The sequence below is a fragment of the Streptomyces sp. NPDC026515 genome, from assembly GCF_055567595.1.
This window is the reverse complement of the sequence record NZ_JBVHQD010000006.1, coordinates 71,206-85,259: the sequence shown is the minus strand read 5'-3', so window position 1 is coordinate 85,259 and position 14,054 is coordinate 71,206. Positions and strand designations below refer to the sequence as shown.

Here is a 14,054-nt window from a genome sequence, read left to right as displayed (position 1 = left end):
CGCGCCCCTCACGGGGGCGCTGCCGGTACCCGGCATTCCCCGGCCCCGGCCCGCCGTGCCCTACTCGGACGTGCCCGCCCTCGACCTCGCCTCCTCGGAGGCCGGGCCGGTGGGGAGGGCGGGCGGCTCCACGTGCCGGCGCCGGCGGCGCTTCAGCAGGGCCCACGGTCCCCGCGGCCCCGTCGGCATCGCCGCCGTGACCTCCGTGCCGGCCTCGGCCGCCGCCTCCGCCGCCGCACGGGCGACCGGGAGGAAACCCTCGCGGCGGGTGGCGTCGGGGCGCTCCTCGTCCGCCGGCCACAGGCCGAGGGCCGCGCAGACCGTGGGGAGCACCGCCATCGCCGCCGTGGCGTACCCCTCCGCCGAGGGGTGGTAGTTGTCGGGGCCGAAGAGCTCGCGGGGGTTGGCCGCGAACTCGGGGCCCAGCAGGTCGCCCAGCGACACCGTGCGGCCGCCCTGCTCCACCGTGCCGATCGTCTGCGCCGCCGCCAGCTGGCGCGACGCCCGCCGGGCCAGCCAGCGCAGCGGCTGCCGTACCGGCTCGATCGTGCCCAGGTCGGGACAGGTGCCGACCACCACCTCCGCGCCCGCCGTGCGCAGCCGGCGAACCGCGGCCGAGAGGTGACGCACCGAGCGGGTCGGCGGCATGCGGCGGGTGACGTCGTTCGCGCCGATCATGATCACGCAGACGTCGGGGACCGGCGAGGCCGAGCCGAGGACCAGCGCCACCTGGCGGTCCAGGTCGTCGGACTGGGCGCCGGGCAGGGCCACGTTGGTGAGCTCGACCGGGCGTTCGGCCACCGCCGCGAGGCCCGACGAGAGCAGCGCGCCCGGGGTCTGCGCGGCCCGGTGCACACCCTGCCCCGCCGCCGTGGAGTCGCCGAGCATCGTCAGGCGCAGCGGAGGTTCACCGGTGCCGTACGCGTCGCCGTAGCGGCCGTCCGCCACCGGTACCCGGCCGCCGCTGTTGCCGTTGCCCACCGCCGTCCTGGCCATCCGCACCTCGGCCAGCACCAGACCCACCGCGGCCGCGCCGACCAGCCCGACCCCGCCGCCGCCGTACGCCGCCCCGGCCGCGATCCGCCGGGCCACCCGCGCCCTCGACATGTTCGTCATGCGCCGCCGCCACCTCCTCGTTGCCGCTCATCCACTCCTTGCCCCGTACAGGCCGTGCGTCAATCTCAACGGGGAGTGAACCTCCGGATCGGGTCGCGGGAAAGGCCCTAGGCTGGCGACACCACCAGGACCACCCCTTTTGCAAGCAACCGGAGACAACGGTGCGATTCCACGACTCGATGATCAGCCTCGTCGGCAACACCCCGCTGCTGAGGCTCAACAGTGTCACCCAGGGCATTCAGGCCACCGTGCTCGCCAAGGTCGAGTACTTCAACCCGGGCGGTTCCGTGAAGGACCGCATCGCCCTGCGGATGATCGAGGCCGCCGAGAAGAGCGGGGAGCTTCGGCCCGGGGGCACCATCGTCGAGCCGACCAGCGGAAACACCGGAGTCGGGCTGGCGATCGTGGCCCAGCAGAAGGGGTACAAGTGCATCTTCGTGTGCCCCGACAAGGTCAGCACCGACAAGATCAACGTGCTGCGGGCGTACGGCGCCGAGGTCGTCGTCTGCCCCACCGCCGTCGACCCGGAGCACCCGGACTCGTACTACAACGTCTCCGACCGGCTCGTCCGGGAGACCCCGGGCGCCTGGAAGCCTGACCAGTACTCCAACCCGAACAACCCCCTCTCGCACTATCACTCGACCGGCCCCGAGCTGTGGGAGCAGACGGAGGGGAAGATCACCCATTTCGTGGCGGGCGTGGGCACCGGCGGCACCATCTCCGGGACCGGCCGCTACCTGAAGGACGCCAGCGACGGCCGGGTGCAGGTCGTCGGCGCCGACCCGGAGGGCTCCGTGTACTCCGGCGGGTCCGGCCGGCCGTACCTGGTCGAGGGCGTCGGTGAGGACTTCTGGCCCACCGCCTACGACCGGACCGTGGCCGACGAGATCGTCGCGGTGTCCGACAAGGACTCCTTCCAGATGACCCGGCGGCTGGCCAAGGAGGAGGGCCTGCTGGTCGGCGGCTCCTGCGGAATGGCGGTCGTGGCCGCGCTGCGGGTGGCCGAGCGGCTTGGCCCGGACGACGTCGTCGTCGTCCTGCTGCCGGACAGCGGCCGCGGCTACCTGAGCAAGATCTTCAACGACGAGTGGATGGCCGACTACGGCTTCCTGGAGGACGAGGGCCCCAGTGCCCGCGTCGCCGACGTGCTCAGCGACAAGGCCGGCGGCTCCATCCCCTCCCTCGTCCACATGCACCCGGAGGAGACCGTCGGGGAGGCCATCGAGGTGCTGCGCGAGTACGGCGTCTCGCAGATGCCGGTCGTCAAGCCGGGCGCCGGGCACCCGGACGTGATGGCCGCCGAGGTCGTCGGCTCGGTCGTCGAACGGGAGCTGCTCGACGCGCTGTTCAGCAAGCGCGCCTCCCTGGAGGACCCGCTGGAGAAGCACATGTGCGCGCCGCTGCCGCAGGTCGGCTCCGGCGAGCCGGTCGGCGACCTGATGTCGGTGCTGGGCGCGGCCGACGCGGCGATCGTCCTCGTCGAGGGCAAGCCCAAGGGCGTGGTCAGCCGTCAGGACCTGCTGGCGTTTCTCGCCAAGGGCGGCAAGCACTGACGAACGTCCGGTGAACCGGCCGTGACACCGGGGAACTTGCCGTCCCGCGTCCGAGCGGTGGACTTCGCGGAAGTGGTACGAGCGTGTCACGTCCACGCAGCACACGCTTAACACGGGTCCGGCACATTGGTGGATGTCGGCAGGGCGGGAGCGGCTCCCCGCCTCGGCCGACACCGAACGTCCAAGGACCTCCGGAGCGGCTCCCGGACCTCCATGGACGCCTGGACGTGCCAGCCCGGCCCTGACCCGGCTCGCGTCCCTCGCGGGGACCGCCGTCGTCCCGCCCCCCGGTAACGGGGGTGCGGCGGTCCCCGCGCATTACTCTTCCCGGCTCTTCCCGGTACGCCGCTTCTCCCGGCCCGGTTCAGCCGGTCGTCGCCCAGCTCCCCAGCAGCGAAAGCCGCTCAGCCGTCCCCGAGCCCGGTTCCGGGGTGTATGCCACGATCGTCCGGTCCGGGGGCGTCGGGACCGTGAGGGTCTCGTAGGGGAGGGTGAGCAGGCCCGCCACCGGGTGCTGGATGCGCTTCACGCCGTACGCGCACTCCTTGACCTCGTGGTCCGCCCACAGGCGGCGGAAGTCCGCGCTCTTCATGGACAGTTCGCCGACCAGTGCGGCCATGCGGGCATCGTCGGCTGCGTCAGGTGGTCGTGCTGCCGATCCGTCAGGTGTGAGCGCAGCGCCGGGTCCGGCCGGTCACATCCCGTCCCGGCCGCCCCGGCCGCCCCGGCCGAACATGCCGGGGTTCAGGCGGACGGCCTGGGCCACGTTGATGCCGACGATGCCCACCCAGGCGGCCACCAGTCCCGGCAGGTGCGCGATGCCGCCGCCGATCGCCGACAGCGGGATCGCCAGCACCAGTGACACGATCCCGAAGCCGAACCGCTCACCCCAGGAGTCGCTGCCCTTGGCGCCGCGCGAACCCCGGGCCTGCTGCATCTGCTGCTCGGCCAGGGTCCTGCGTAGCCGGCGCTCGACCGCGCCGTCGATGCGCTGGTCGATCTTCTCCAGGAAGGAGTCGGCCAGCTCCGACTCGTACTCGGGCCCCAGATCCCTGCGGGCGTGCAGGGTGGCGGCGAGTTCCTTCTTCAGGTCGGTGTCATGCGCGTCCGTCATGGAGCCCACGGTAGGGAGCCGGGGTGCCCGGCGCACTGGGGTAAGCCCCCGCAATTCTCCGGGGGCCCGCCCTCAGGGCAGCAGCGTCACCAGCCCGCTGTCCAGGTCGAACCGTGCCGCCACCACCGAGGCCCCCGCGAAGGCGGGGTCCGCCCGGATCGCGTCCCGCACCCACGCGGTGTGCGCCCGCATGGTGTGCTCGGCCCAGTCGCCGGGCAGCGACCTGGTGCGGCGGGCGGCCGGGGTGATCTCCTCGACGAGGAGTTCCAGGTGGCCGGGGACGGCCGCGCCGGAGCGCAGCTGGCCGAGGGTGGCCGCGACGGCCCCGCAGCGTTCGTGGCCGAGCACCACGACCAGCGGGACGCGCAGTTCCTCCACGCCGTACTGGATGGAACCGAGCACGGCCTCGTCCAGCACCTGCCCGGCCGTCCTTATGCAGAGCAGGTCGCCGAGCCCCTGGTCGAAGACCAGCTCGGGGACGACCCGGGAGTCGATGCAGCCGAGGACGACGGCGAACGGGTGCTGTCCGCCGGCCGGCAGCCGGCGGTGGCCGGCGATGTCGCGCGGTCGGTGCGGCCGGCCGGCCGCGTACCGCCGGTTGCCGGCGAGGAGTTCGTCCAGCGCGGCGCCGGCGGTGGCCGGTCCCCGGGAGTGCGGCCGGCCGGTGCCGGACGCCGCCGGGGCGGGGGCGACGGCCAGTGCGCCGGCCGCGGTGACGGTTGCGGTGGCGGTCAGGAAGGCCCTGCGGTTCGAGGCCATGACGCTTCCTCAGAGTTCACAGAGATCAGGTGCGGTGCTGTTGACACCTCCTCACCGTAAGCACACGTGCGGTCACTCCGCGTGCCTGTTTGCGGACATTTGGTACTCCCGTCATCGGCTCATCGATCATGCGATACGGCTTCGTGATCAGGTCGGCCCGTGCTGCTCGGCGTACGCGTCCGCCACGTCCTCGGGGTCCTTCTCGTCGTTGTCCACCTGGCTGTTGAGCTCGGTGAACTGCTCGGTGGTGAGGAGGTTGCCGAGCCGGGCGAGGGCTTTGCGGACCGTGGAGTCGGCCTTGCGGTCGGCGATCGCCGGGACGATGTGCTGGCTGGGGATCAGGTTCTTCGGGTCGGTGAGCACCACCCGGTCGTCGGCCGTGATGCCGGTGTCGGTGGTGAACAGGTTCGCCACGTCCACGTCGCCCTTCTTCAGGGTGCCTTGACCGGCGGCCCGTCCGGGTCCGGTGACGTGAACTCCTTGAACTGGACGCCGTACACGTCCCGCAGGCCGATGGCGCCCACCCGGCGCTTCTTCACCCCGGGGGCCGCGCCGATGACCAGCCTGCCGTTCTGCCTGGCCAGGTCGGCCGGCGAGGCCGGGCCGTACTTCTGGGTGGTGGTCTTGCCGCGGCCGGAGGAACCGACCGGGACGGTCACCCCGCCCTCCGGCATCTCCAGGGAGAGATCATTGACTGCTGTCGTGCCATTGGGGAAGCGCTTGTGGACCGCGTCGAACTGGATCATGAGATGTCCCTTGCCCGGCTGTATAACGTCATGCAGAGTTCTTCGTAGGTGAATAGCTTGTCAACGGTCTGGCGTTGATCCGGGGTAACGGATGACCGCAAAGCAAGACCAGCTGTCCACGTTGAGGGGAGTTTGGGCGTGTTGTCGTCTCGTATCGTGGACGCGGCCGGAGTGACACCTTCCGACCTGGTGATCCTCGACGGCATCGGAATGGGCGTCGAGGATGTCGTACGACTGGCCGACGGCGCCGCCCGGCCGGTCCCCGGCACGGACGGGATGCGGCGCGCGGAGGAGTCCTGGAACGCCGCCCGCCAGATCGCCGCCACCGGCCGCGTCTACGGCCGTTCGACCGGAGTCGGCGCCAACCGGAACGAGGACGTGCCCACCGAGGCCGCCGCGGGACACGGACTGCGGCTGCTGCGCAGCCACGCCGGCGCGATCGGCGAGGAACTGCCCGCCCGTCAGGTGCGCGCGATGCTCGCGGTACGGGCCAACCAGCTGCTGGCGGGTGGCGCGGGCCTCCGGCCCACCGTCGTCAGCGCCCTGTGCGAGGCGCTGGAGGCGGGGGCGTATCCGGTCGTCAACGAGTTCGGCTCGGTCGGGACCGGGGACATCGCCGCGCTGGCCCAGGTGGGACTGGCGCTGGCCGGGGAACACCCCTGGCGGGGCGAGAAGGCCCCGGATCCCCAGCCCCTCGACAACAACGACGCCCTCGCCCTGATCAGCAGCAACGCCCTCACCCTCGGCCAGTCGGCGCTCGCCCTGCACGAACTGCGCGGACTGATCGAGGCCACCCAGGTGGTGGCGGCCCTGTCGCTGCTCGCGGTCGACGGCTCCCACGAGGCGTACGCGGCGCCCGTGCACGCGGCCCGCCCGCACCGGGGCACCGTCGAGGTCGCCCGCCGGATGCGGGAGCTGATCGGCGCCGCCGACCGGCCCACCCCGCCACTGGGCCGGATCCAGGACCCGTACGGCTTCCGCTGCCTGCCCCAGATCCACGGCCCCGCCCACGACGCCGCGGACGCCCTGGAGCAGGTCCTCGCCGTCGAGATCAACGCGGCCGCCGAGAACCCCCTCATCTCACCCGCGGACCTGGCCGCCTACCACCACGGCGGCTTCTACCAGGCCCAACTCGCTCTCGCCCTGGACCACTTCCGGCTCGCCGTCACCCAGGTCGCGCGCCTGTCCACCTCCCGGCTCTCCTCCCTCAACGAACCCGCCTTCACCCGTCTGCGCCCCTTCCTCGCCGACCAGGAGCCCGCCTCCTCCGGCGTGATGATCCTGGAGTACGCCGCCGGCGCCGCCCTCGGCGATCTGCGCGCCTTCTCCGCGCCCGCCTCCCTCGGGCACGCTGTACTCTCCCGAGGCGTCGAGGAGCAGGCCAGTTTCGCCTCGCTCGCCGCCCGTCAAACGCTGCGCGCCTGCCGTGCGTACCGTCTGGTGGTCGGCTGCGAACTCGTCGCCGGCGTACGGGCGCTGCGCCAGCGCGAGCTCCGGCCCGAACCCGGGCTGGGGGTGGGGCTGGCACTGGAGCTCGCCGAGGCGGTGCTCGAGGCGGACCCGGCCGACCGGCCGCTCACGGACGACGTCACGGCGGCGGCCGGACTGCTCGACCGGTTCACGGACATCTGGAGGGGGAGCACGTCATGAACGTGACCGACAGCCCTGCGACACGGTTGCAGGCGCTCTTCGAGGGGCACCGGCTCACGCCGACCCAGCGGCGCATCGCGCACAGCATGGTGCGGCGCGCCGCCGACGTGCCCTTCCTGTCCAGCGTGGAGCTGGCCGACCTGGCCGGGGTCAGCCAGCCGTCCGTGACCCGGTTCGCGGTCGCCCTGGGCTTCGACGGCTACCCGGCGCTGCGCAAGCACCTGCGCGAGGTGGTGCCCGCCGAACAGTCGGCCGGCAACGCGTCGTACAACGAGTACCAGCAGGCCGTCGAGGCCGAGATCGAGAACCTGCGGCACCTCGCCGAGGTGCTCGCCGACCCGCGCCCGGTGCAGCGGGCCGGCCGGGTGCTGGCCGCGTCCCGGCCGCTGCCGGTGCTCGGGCTGCGCGCCGCCGCGTCGCAGGCGTACGGCTTCGCCTACTTCGCCGCCAAGGTGCACCCGGACGTCCGGCTGCTCGACGAGGGCGGCACGATGATCCACGACCGCATCGACGCGGCCCTGCGGGCGGGTGCGACGGCCCTGCTCTGTTTCGCGCTGCCCCGGCATCCGCGCGAGGTCGTGGACACCCTGGGCTATGCCAAGGCGGCCGGGCTGACCGTGGTGACCGTCGCCGACTCCGCCTTCGCGCCCGTGGCCAAGGTCTCCGACCTGCTGCTGCCGGCCGCCGTCGGCACCGGGCTCGCCTTCGACACGGCGTGCGCGCCGATGCTGCTGGGCCGGGTGCTCCTGGAGGCGATGGCCGACGACCTGCCGGACGCGCAGGCCCGCCTGGAGGAGTTCGACGCGCGGGCGGCGGCCCGGGGACTGTTCGTCGAATAGCCGGCCAGGCCGGACGGGCGGCCCACCGGAGGACCGGCTTTAAGACTCGTCTCACGTTCGCTGGTTACCGTCCCGCCCGAGGGACCGATGGGCCGGCACGGGCGAGGAGGCTGCGGACATGGCGGGTGCGGTACGAGGGGCACGGGGCGGACAGGGCTTGGCCCGGGTGGCCGTGGTCGTACGGGCCGGGGCCGCCCCGCTGTGGTGGTCCGGGGTGTTCGCGGCCGGGATCGGCGTGCTGCCCGAGGGGATCACCGGACGCCGGATCGGCGTCATGGCCGGGGCCGTGCTGTTCCTCGTCGGCGCCGCCGTGGTGGCGCTCGTCCGCCGCAAGCGGTACACCCTGCTGCTGCGCGGGACCGCCCGGGCCGGGAAGCACGATGTGCTCCAGGACCGGGCGGTGACCGTGCGGAACTGGCGCCGCGGGCACCGCTGGTGGCTGCTGCTGGCCTGGGCCGTCGCGGTCGGCAGCGCCTTCGCGGTGCCGGCCGCCGGCGGCATGCTGCTCGCCGGGACCGGCACCGGGCTGCGGCTGAAGGCGGCCTGGCTGGGCCGCCGGGAGCGGGCCGAGGAGCAGCTGGTGTGGCTGCGCGTCGACTGGCTCGACGGGCGCGGCGGCCGCCCGGTGGGCAAGGCCGTCAAGGCGTACCGCGGCACCGGCATCGCGGCGGGCGACGCGGCCCCCGGCGGGGCCCGCCGCCGCACCGCGGCACTGGTGTGAATCCGGTGCCCGGAGGTCAGACCTCCAGGTCCTCCTCGATCTTCTTCAGCTGGTGCCGGGCCATCGCCAGGTTGGACCGGTTGATGTCCAGCACCAGGTAGAGGAAGAGGCCGTTGCCGCCCCGGCCCTTGATCAGCCGGATCAGGTGGTACTGGGAGGAGAGCGTGATCAGGATGTCCTCGATCTCACCCTTGAGTCCCAGGTGCTCCATGGTGCGCATCTTGGCGCGGATCACGTCCGTGTTGCCGGCGGCGGCCACGTTCAGGTCGAAGGTCTTGCTGCCGCCCATCGTGCCCAGCGCCATGCCGGTGGTGTAGTCGACGAGCGCGACGCCGGTGGCGCCCTCGATGGAGGTGAGGGCTTCTTTCAGCGCGGTTTCGGTGTTGGCCATGACTCTCTGTTTCCTTTCAACTTTCGGTGGTGGTGCGCGTGTCCGTGGTGGTGCTGGTCCGTGGCGTGCGCGTGTTTCTGGTCCGTGTCGCCGCCGTGCTGCGGGCCGGGCGCAGGGCCTTGGCGGCGGCCTCGGCGGCGTCGACCAGGTCGCCGATCCGGGCGGCGGCCCGGCGGCCCTCCAGGTGGAGCCGGCCGACGTTCACCCGGTCCTCGGCGAGCAGGGTGAGCACGGCGCTGCGGCCGGCCGCGTAGGTGGCGACGTAGCCGTCCTCGCCGCGCACCAGCAGCTCCCTGAGCTCGCCCCTGCCGGTGGCGTCGGAGACCCGCACGGCGACGCCCAGTTCGGCGGCGGTGAGGGCGGCGAGGCCCTCCGGGTCGACGCCCGGGCAGTCGTGCGCGACGACCAGGCCGTCGACGCCGGCCGCGAGGGCACCGGTGAGCTGGGGCATCCGGGTGCGTAACCGGCGCAGTTCGTCGAGGACGGCCTCTCTGCCGGAGCTGCCGGGTTCTGCCGCCATCAGCTGTCTCCTCTCGGCGGGGCGGTGCCGTTCAAAGGGCCTCCAGCGCATCCCTGAGCCTCTTCAGCAGCGCGATGTCGGGGTCGGTGACCGGGGGCAGCAGGGGCGGGGCGGCCGTGGTTCTCCTCGGGGCGAGGAGTCCGGCCGCCGCCAGCCGCCGGGTGTCCACCAGCGTGTGGAAGGCCGGCCGGCCGAGATCCCGGGCGATCTCGGGGGCGGTGCGGACGCCGTCCACCCGGTCCAGGACCGCCCGCTGGCGCTGGGTGGCCGGCGGTGCCGCGACCGGGTCGGCGCGGATCAACGGGGCGCCGTCCGTCGACGGGTCGGGCCAGATCCGGTGCAGCAGCTCGCGGCGGCGCAGGGTCTCGCGCTCCAGAGTGGTGACGGGGACCGCAGGGAACGAGCCTGCGGCGACCGGGGTGCCGTACCGGAACCGGCCCGGTGTGCTGCTGGGCGCGAGCGCGAAGTACCCGGCGTCGTACAGCGCGCCGAGGTGGCAGAGCTCCAGGGCGCCCTTCGGCAGCAGACCGGCCTCGAGCAGCCGGTGCACCGCGGCGGGTATGTCGTCGGTCCAGGGCCAGACCGCCGCGTCGAGCGTGCCGTGGGCCGTGAGGAGCACGTCGAGGCCGGGCGCCAGGGGGCTCTCGGCGTACACCACGCGGCCCTCGGCCAGGTGCAGGGTGCCGTGCTCGCGGACCAGGACGCCGGTGGCCCGCTCCTCGGCGAGGCGTATCAGCATCGGCGAGAGCGCGCCGGCCGGACCGTCGTGCGGGGCCGTGCGGCCCCGGACCGGCAGCGGCGGAGGTATGTCGACCACGGTCATCCCAGCACCAGCCGCTCGGCCATCTCGCCGAGCCGGATCCGGGCGAGGGCGAGGTTGCCGTCCTCGCGGGCCAGCCACAGATGCAGGAACACCGTGGCGTCGAAGGACGTGACCACGAACCGCAGCAGGTGGTAGCTGTCCCGGTTGCTGACGATCAGGTCCTCCACCGGGGGATTCACCTCGGTGTCGTCCTCCGTGCTGAACGCCCCGTGTTCGGCGGCCAGCCGGGCCAGTTCGGCGGCCTCCGCGGCGGTGGTCTCGTGGTCACCGCCGGGTGCCTCCCCGACCGTGCCCAGGGCCAGCCCGCTCGTCCAGTCGACCAACGCGGCCCCCCGGGCTCCGGGCAGCCGCATCGCTTCCAGTAAGCACTCGTCGATTCCGGGCACCGTGGCTCCCCTCCCGCCGCCTGGTTCTCCGGTTGAGTGACGCAGACACTACGCAACGTGTGCGACGGGAGGGGTGCGTTTGGCATTTTCCAGTGGGACATGCCCGCGGCAGGCTAGTGTTGGTCAACTGGGCTGCCTCTCGCGCCAGTTGATCCCTCCGTATGGAGCCTCTCAACGGCTTCCGGTTGCACGCGGGGTGGTGAGCGCGTCGGCGTGCGCCCCTCCGGCGTCGGCCACGATCTCCGCGACCGTCTGCGGCTCCCGTACGAGGGCGAACGCCACGCCCCCGGCGTCGTCCGGCGCGAAGCCGTAAACCCCGGGCCGGGCAAGGGAGTTGTAGGAGTAGTGGGTGCCGAAGTAGTACGCGCCGGTGTCCAGCGCGGCCACGTGGTCCCCCTGCTCCAGCGCCGGCAGCGCGCGCCCCTCGGCGAGCAGGTCGCCCGAGAAACAGGCCGGCCCCGCCACGTCCTGCACCACCGGCGGGCCCTCCTTGGGCCGCCCCTTGTCGTCGTACGCGGCGATCCTGAGCGGCCACGCCCCGGGCACGTACACCGTCCGGGCCGCCACCTGTACGCCCGCGTGCGTCACGGCGATCCGCCGCCCGCCGGAGGTCTTGGTGTACTCCACCCGGGCCACCACCGTCCCGTGCCGGGCCAGCAGCGACCGTCCGAACTCCGTCACCAGCCCGTACCGGCCGTCGAACAGCCCCGGCACGGCCTCCGCGAGCAGCCGGGCGTACTGCGCGTACGTCGGCTCCGTCGCCTCCGAGGCGAGGTTGACCGACAGCCCGCCGCCGATGTCGAGGGTGTCGATCTGCCGCCGGCCGATCCGCGCGTTGATCTCCTCGGCCAGCGCGTAGGTCTCCGCCACGCCCCGCGCCAGCAGCGACAGCGAGATCCCCTGCGAACCGATGTGGGCATGCAGCCGGGTCAGCCACGGCCGCTCCGCGAACGCCCGGACCACCCACTCCCGCGCCCCCTCGTCCCGCAGACCCACCCCGAACTTCGAGGTCGCCGTCGCGGTGGAGGTGGCGCCGATGGTCCCGGCCCCGATCTGCGGGTTCACCCGGATCCCGAGCGGCGAGCGGGGGCGCCCGGAGCCCGTGAGGGCGTCGATGCGCCGCAGTTCCTGCGGGTTGTCCGCGTTCACGGCGATCCCCAGCGCCAGCGCCTCGCGCAGCTCCGCCTCGGTCTTGGCGGGCGCGTCGAACACCGTCCGCCCCACCTGTACCCCGGCCGCGCGGGCCAGCGCCAGCTCGCCCGCGCTGGCCACCTCGGCGCCGATGCCCTCCCCGGCCAGCAGCCGCACCACCGGCACCAGCGGGTTCGCCTTCACCGCGAAGGCGTGCAACACCGGGGTGCCGGGCGCCGTGACCGCCTGGAACGCCCGGTGCAGCGCCGCCGCCGAAGCGCGGATGCCGGTCACGTCCAGCAGGCCGGCGATCGGCGCGTCCGGCCCCAGCAGCCCCTGCTCCACCGCCGCCCGCACGGCGTCGTCCCGCCGTACCGCCCGCTCACTGTCGTCCACGCAGCCGTCCTCGCCCGCTCCGCCGTTCGTCCTGCCGTTCGCCACGCCGTCCCCCGACATGTCGTCGTCCGCACCGTTAAGGCCCATAAGTCCAGCCAAACATCCGGGACGCGGCCGCGCTGGCGGACCGATGTATTGACTAGTTCTATTCAGCGGGCCAGGATGTGAATAACCGAATAGCCGCAGGAACATTTCACCGGCCGTCATTCGCCAGGAGGCAGACCATGTCAGGACCCCGCCCCGTACGAGCACCGCGCGGTACGGAACTGAGCGCCCTGGGATGGCAGCAGGAAGCCGCCCTGCGGATGCTGCAGAACAACCTCGACCCCGAGGTCGCCGAGCACCCCGACAAGCTCGTCGTCTACGGCGGCACCGGCAAGGCCGCCCGCGACTGGCGCTCCTTCGACGCCATGGTCCGCACGCTGCGCACCCTCAAGCAGGACGAGACCATGCTGGTCCAGTCCGGCCGCCCGGTCGGCGTGATGCAGACCCACGAGTGGGCCCCGCGCGTCCTCATCGCCAACTCCAACCTGGTCGGCGACTGGGCCAACTGGGAGGAGTTCCGCCGCCTGGAGGCCCTCGGCCTGACCATGTACGGCCAGATGACCGCCGGCTCCTGGATCTACATCGGCACCCAGGGCATCCTCCAGGGCACCTACGAGACCTTCGCCGCCGTCGCCGCGAAGAAGTTCAACGGCACCCTCGCCGGGACCATCACCCTCACCGCCGGTCTCGGCGGCATGGGAGGCGCCCAGCCGCTCGCCGTCACCATGAACGACGGCGTCGCGATCTGCATCGACGTCGACCCGCGCGCCATCGAGCGCCGCATCGAGCACCGGTACCTGGACGTGAAGGCCGACTCGCTCGACCACGCGCTCCAGCTGGCCACCGAGGCACGTGACGCCCGCCGCCCGCTCTCCATCGGCGTCCTCGGCAACGCGGCCGAACTGGTCCCGCAGCTGCTCGCGATGGACGCGCCCGTCGACATCGTCACCGACCAGACCTCGGCGCACGACCCGCTGGCCTACCTGCCGGTGGGCGTGGCCTTCGAGGACATGGCGGACGCGGCGGCCAAGGACCCGGCGGGCTTCACCACCCGCGCCCGTGAGTCGATGGCCAGGCACGTCGAGGCCATGGTGGGCTTCATGGACGCCGGCGCCGAGGTCTTCGACTACGGCAACTCCATCCGGGGCGAGGCGCAGCTGGCCGGCTACGAGCGGGCCTTCGCCTTCCCCGGCTTCGTCCCCGCCTACATCCGCCCGCTCTTCTCCGAGGGCAAGGGCCCCTTCCGCTGGGCGGCCCTGTCCGGTGAGGCCTCCGACATCGCCAAGACCGACAAGGCGATCCTCGACCTCTTCCCGGAGAACGAGTCCCTGCACCGCTGGATCAAGCTGGCCGGTGAGCGGGTCCACTTCCAGGGCCTGCCCGCGCGCATCTGCTGGCTCGGCTACGGCGAGCGGGACAAGGCCGGCGAGCGGTTCAACGACATGGTGGCGAGCGGCGAGCTGGCGGCGCCGCTGGCGATCGGCCGAGACCACCTCGACTGCGGCTCCGTGGCCTCGCCCTACCGCGAGACGGAGGCCATGCTGGACGGGTCCGACGCGATCGCCGACTGGCCGCTGCTGAACGCCATGGTGAACGTGGCGTCGGGCGCGTCCTGGGTCTCCATCCACCACGGCGGCGGGGTGGGCATGGGACGGTCCATCCACGCGGGGCAGGTGACGGTGGCCGACGGTACGAAGCTCTCCGGAGAGAAGATCCGCCGGGTCCTGACGAACGACCCCGGCATGGGTGTCATCCGGCACGTGGACGCGGGCTACGACATCGCGGAGTCGGTCGCCGACGAGCGGGGCGTGCGGGTGCCGATGCGTGAGGGCGACGACGCGTGAACCCCCGTGAGGGTGGACGT

Annotated in this window: 13 protein-coding genes and 3 pseudogenes; 5 read left to right on the top strand and 11 right to left on the bottom strand. The window is 72.9% G+C overall.

Translation table 11 applies throughout. The annotated features are described in order from the left end of the window. Window positions 1-60: 60 nt before the first annotated feature. Window positions 61-1,116 (bottom strand): SGNH/GDSL hydrolase family protein, encoded by a 1,056-nt coding sequence (locus ACZ4O3_RS13525; RefSeq protein ID WP_467722222.1) that lies wholly within the window; start codon window positions 1,114-1,116, stop codon window positions 61-63. Window positions 1,117-1,277: 161 nt separating this feature from the next. On the opposite strand from ACZ4O3_RS13525, the gene ACZ4O3_RS13520 reads away from it, so the two are divergent. Continuing rightward, complete coding sequence (locus tag ACZ4O3_RS13520) at window positions 1,278-2,669, top strand: cystathionine beta-synthase (protein WP_362728114.1); 1,392 nt, start codon at window positions 1,278-1,280, stop codon at window positions 2,667-2,669. 364 nt (window positions 2,670-3,033) lie between these two features. On the opposite strand, the pseudogene ACZ4O3_RS13515 reads toward ACZ4O3_RS13520, so the two are convergent. From ACZ4O3_RS13515 to ACZ4O3_RS13495, 5 genes and pseudogenes are all read right to left on the bottom strand, one after another. Continuing rightward, window positions 3,034-3,300: pseudogene (locus ACZ4O3_RS13515) on the bottom strand (MmyB family transcriptional regulator); the annotation flags it as partial. A 63-nt stretch (window positions 3,301-3,363) separates the two neighbouring features. After that, window positions 3,364-3,783: a hypothetical protein gene (locus tag ACZ4O3_RS13510; protein ID WP_385000955.1), complete on the bottom strand. Its 420-nt coding sequence runs from the start codon at window positions 3,781-3,783 to the stop codon at window positions 3,364-3,366. Window positions 3,784-3,855: 72 nt separating this feature from the next. Further along, on the bottom strand, window positions 3,856-4,542 hold the full coding sequence (locus ACZ4O3_RS13505) for a carbonic anhydrase (RefSeq protein WP_467722221.1): 687 nt from the start codon (window positions 4,540-4,542) through the stop codon (window positions 3,856-3,858). 147 nt (window positions 4,543-4,689) lie between these two features. Beyond that, window positions 4,690-5,162, bottom strand: a pseudogene (locus tag ACZ4O3_RS13500) (glycine betaine ABC transporter substrate-binding protein); the annotation flags it as partial. After that, window positions 5,157-5,312: pseudogene (locus ACZ4O3_RS13495) on the bottom strand (ABC transporter ATP-binding protein); the annotation flags it as partial. The pseudogenes ACZ4O3_RS13495 and ACZ4O3_RS13500, both read right to left, overlap by 6 nt. 117 nt (window positions 5,313-5,429) lie before the next feature. Between ACZ4O3_RS13495 and ACZ4O3_RS13490 the strand changes: the two are divergent. The 3 genes from ACZ4O3_RS13490 (at window position 5,430) to ACZ4O3_RS13480 (ending at window position 8,498) form a co-directional block, all read left to right on the top strand. Then, the gene (locus tag ACZ4O3_RS13490; protein ID WP_467722433.1) at window positions 5,430-6,938 is read left to right on the top strand and encodes an aromatic amino acid ammonia-lyase; all 1,509 of its coding nucleotides are present in this window, start codon (window positions 5,430-5,432) and stop codon (window positions 6,936-6,938) included. Then, complete coding sequence (locus ACZ4O3_RS13485; RefSeq protein ID WP_467722220.1) at window positions 6,935-7,777, top strand: MurR/RpiR family transcriptional regulator; 843 nt, start codon at window positions 6,935-6,937, stop codon at window positions 7,775-7,777. The genes ACZ4O3_RS13490 and ACZ4O3_RS13485 overlap by 4 nt, the downstream gene beginning before the upstream one ends. A 118-nt stretch (window positions 7,778-7,895) precedes the next feature. Continuing rightward, window positions 7,896-8,498, top strand: a complete 603-nt coding sequence (locus ACZ4O3_RS13480) for a hypothetical protein (protein ID WP_385002563.1) — start codon at window positions 7,896-7,898, stop codon at window positions 8,496-8,498. Window positions 8,499-8,514: 16 nt separating this feature from the next. Here the strand turns inward: ACZ4O3_RS13480 and ACZ4O3_RS13475 are convergent, their stop codons facing one another. The 5 genes from ACZ4O3_RS13475 to ACZ4O3_RS13455 form a co-directional block, all read right to left on the bottom strand. Further along, on the bottom strand, window positions 8,515-8,889 hold the full coding sequence (locus ACZ4O3_RS13475) for a roadblock/LC7 domain-containing protein (protein WP_362729318.1): 375 nt from the start codon (window positions 8,887-8,889) through the stop codon (window positions 8,515-8,517). 16 nt (window positions 8,890-8,905) lie between these two features. Beyond that, the gene (locus ACZ4O3_RS13470) at window positions 8,906-9,409 is read right to left on the bottom strand and encodes a roadblock/LC7 domain-containing protein (RefSeq protein WP_385002567.1); all 504 of its coding nucleotides are present in this window, start codon (window positions 9,407-9,409) and stop codon (window positions 8,906-8,908) included. A 31-nt stretch (window positions 9,410-9,440) separates the two neighbouring features. Continuing rightward, window positions 9,441-10,232 carry a transcriptional regulator gene (locus ACZ4O3_RS13465; protein WP_467722219.1) on the bottom strand — a complete coding sequence of 264 codons (792 nt, stop codon included), beginning with the start codon at window positions 10,230-10,232 and terminating at the stop codon, window positions 9,441-9,443. Continuing rightward, window positions 10,229-10,618, bottom strand: coding sequence for a hypothetical protein (locus ACZ4O3_RS13460; protein ID WP_360495101.1), 390 nt, complete (start codon window positions 10,616-10,618; stop codon window positions 10,229-10,231). Before ACZ4O3_RS13460 ends, ACZ4O3_RS13465 begins: the two co-directional genes overlap by 4 nt. 171 nt (window positions 10,619-10,789) lie before the next feature. Next, window positions 10,790-12,232, bottom strand: coding sequence for a type III PLP-dependent enzyme domain-containing protein (locus ACZ4O3_RS13455; RefSeq protein ID WP_467722218.1), 1,443 nt, complete (start codon window positions 12,230-12,232; stop codon window positions 10,790-10,792). A gap of 137 nt (window positions 12,233-12,369) precedes the next feature. On the opposite strand from ACZ4O3_RS13455, the gene hutU reads away from it, so the two are divergent. Further along, complete coding sequence (hutU, locus tag ACZ4O3_RS13450; RefSeq protein WP_362720405.1) at window positions 12,370-14,034, top strand: urocanate hydratase; 1,665 nt, start codon at window positions 12,370-12,372, stop codon at window positions 14,032-14,034. The last annotated feature ends 20 nt before the right edge of the window (window positions 14,035-14,054 follow it).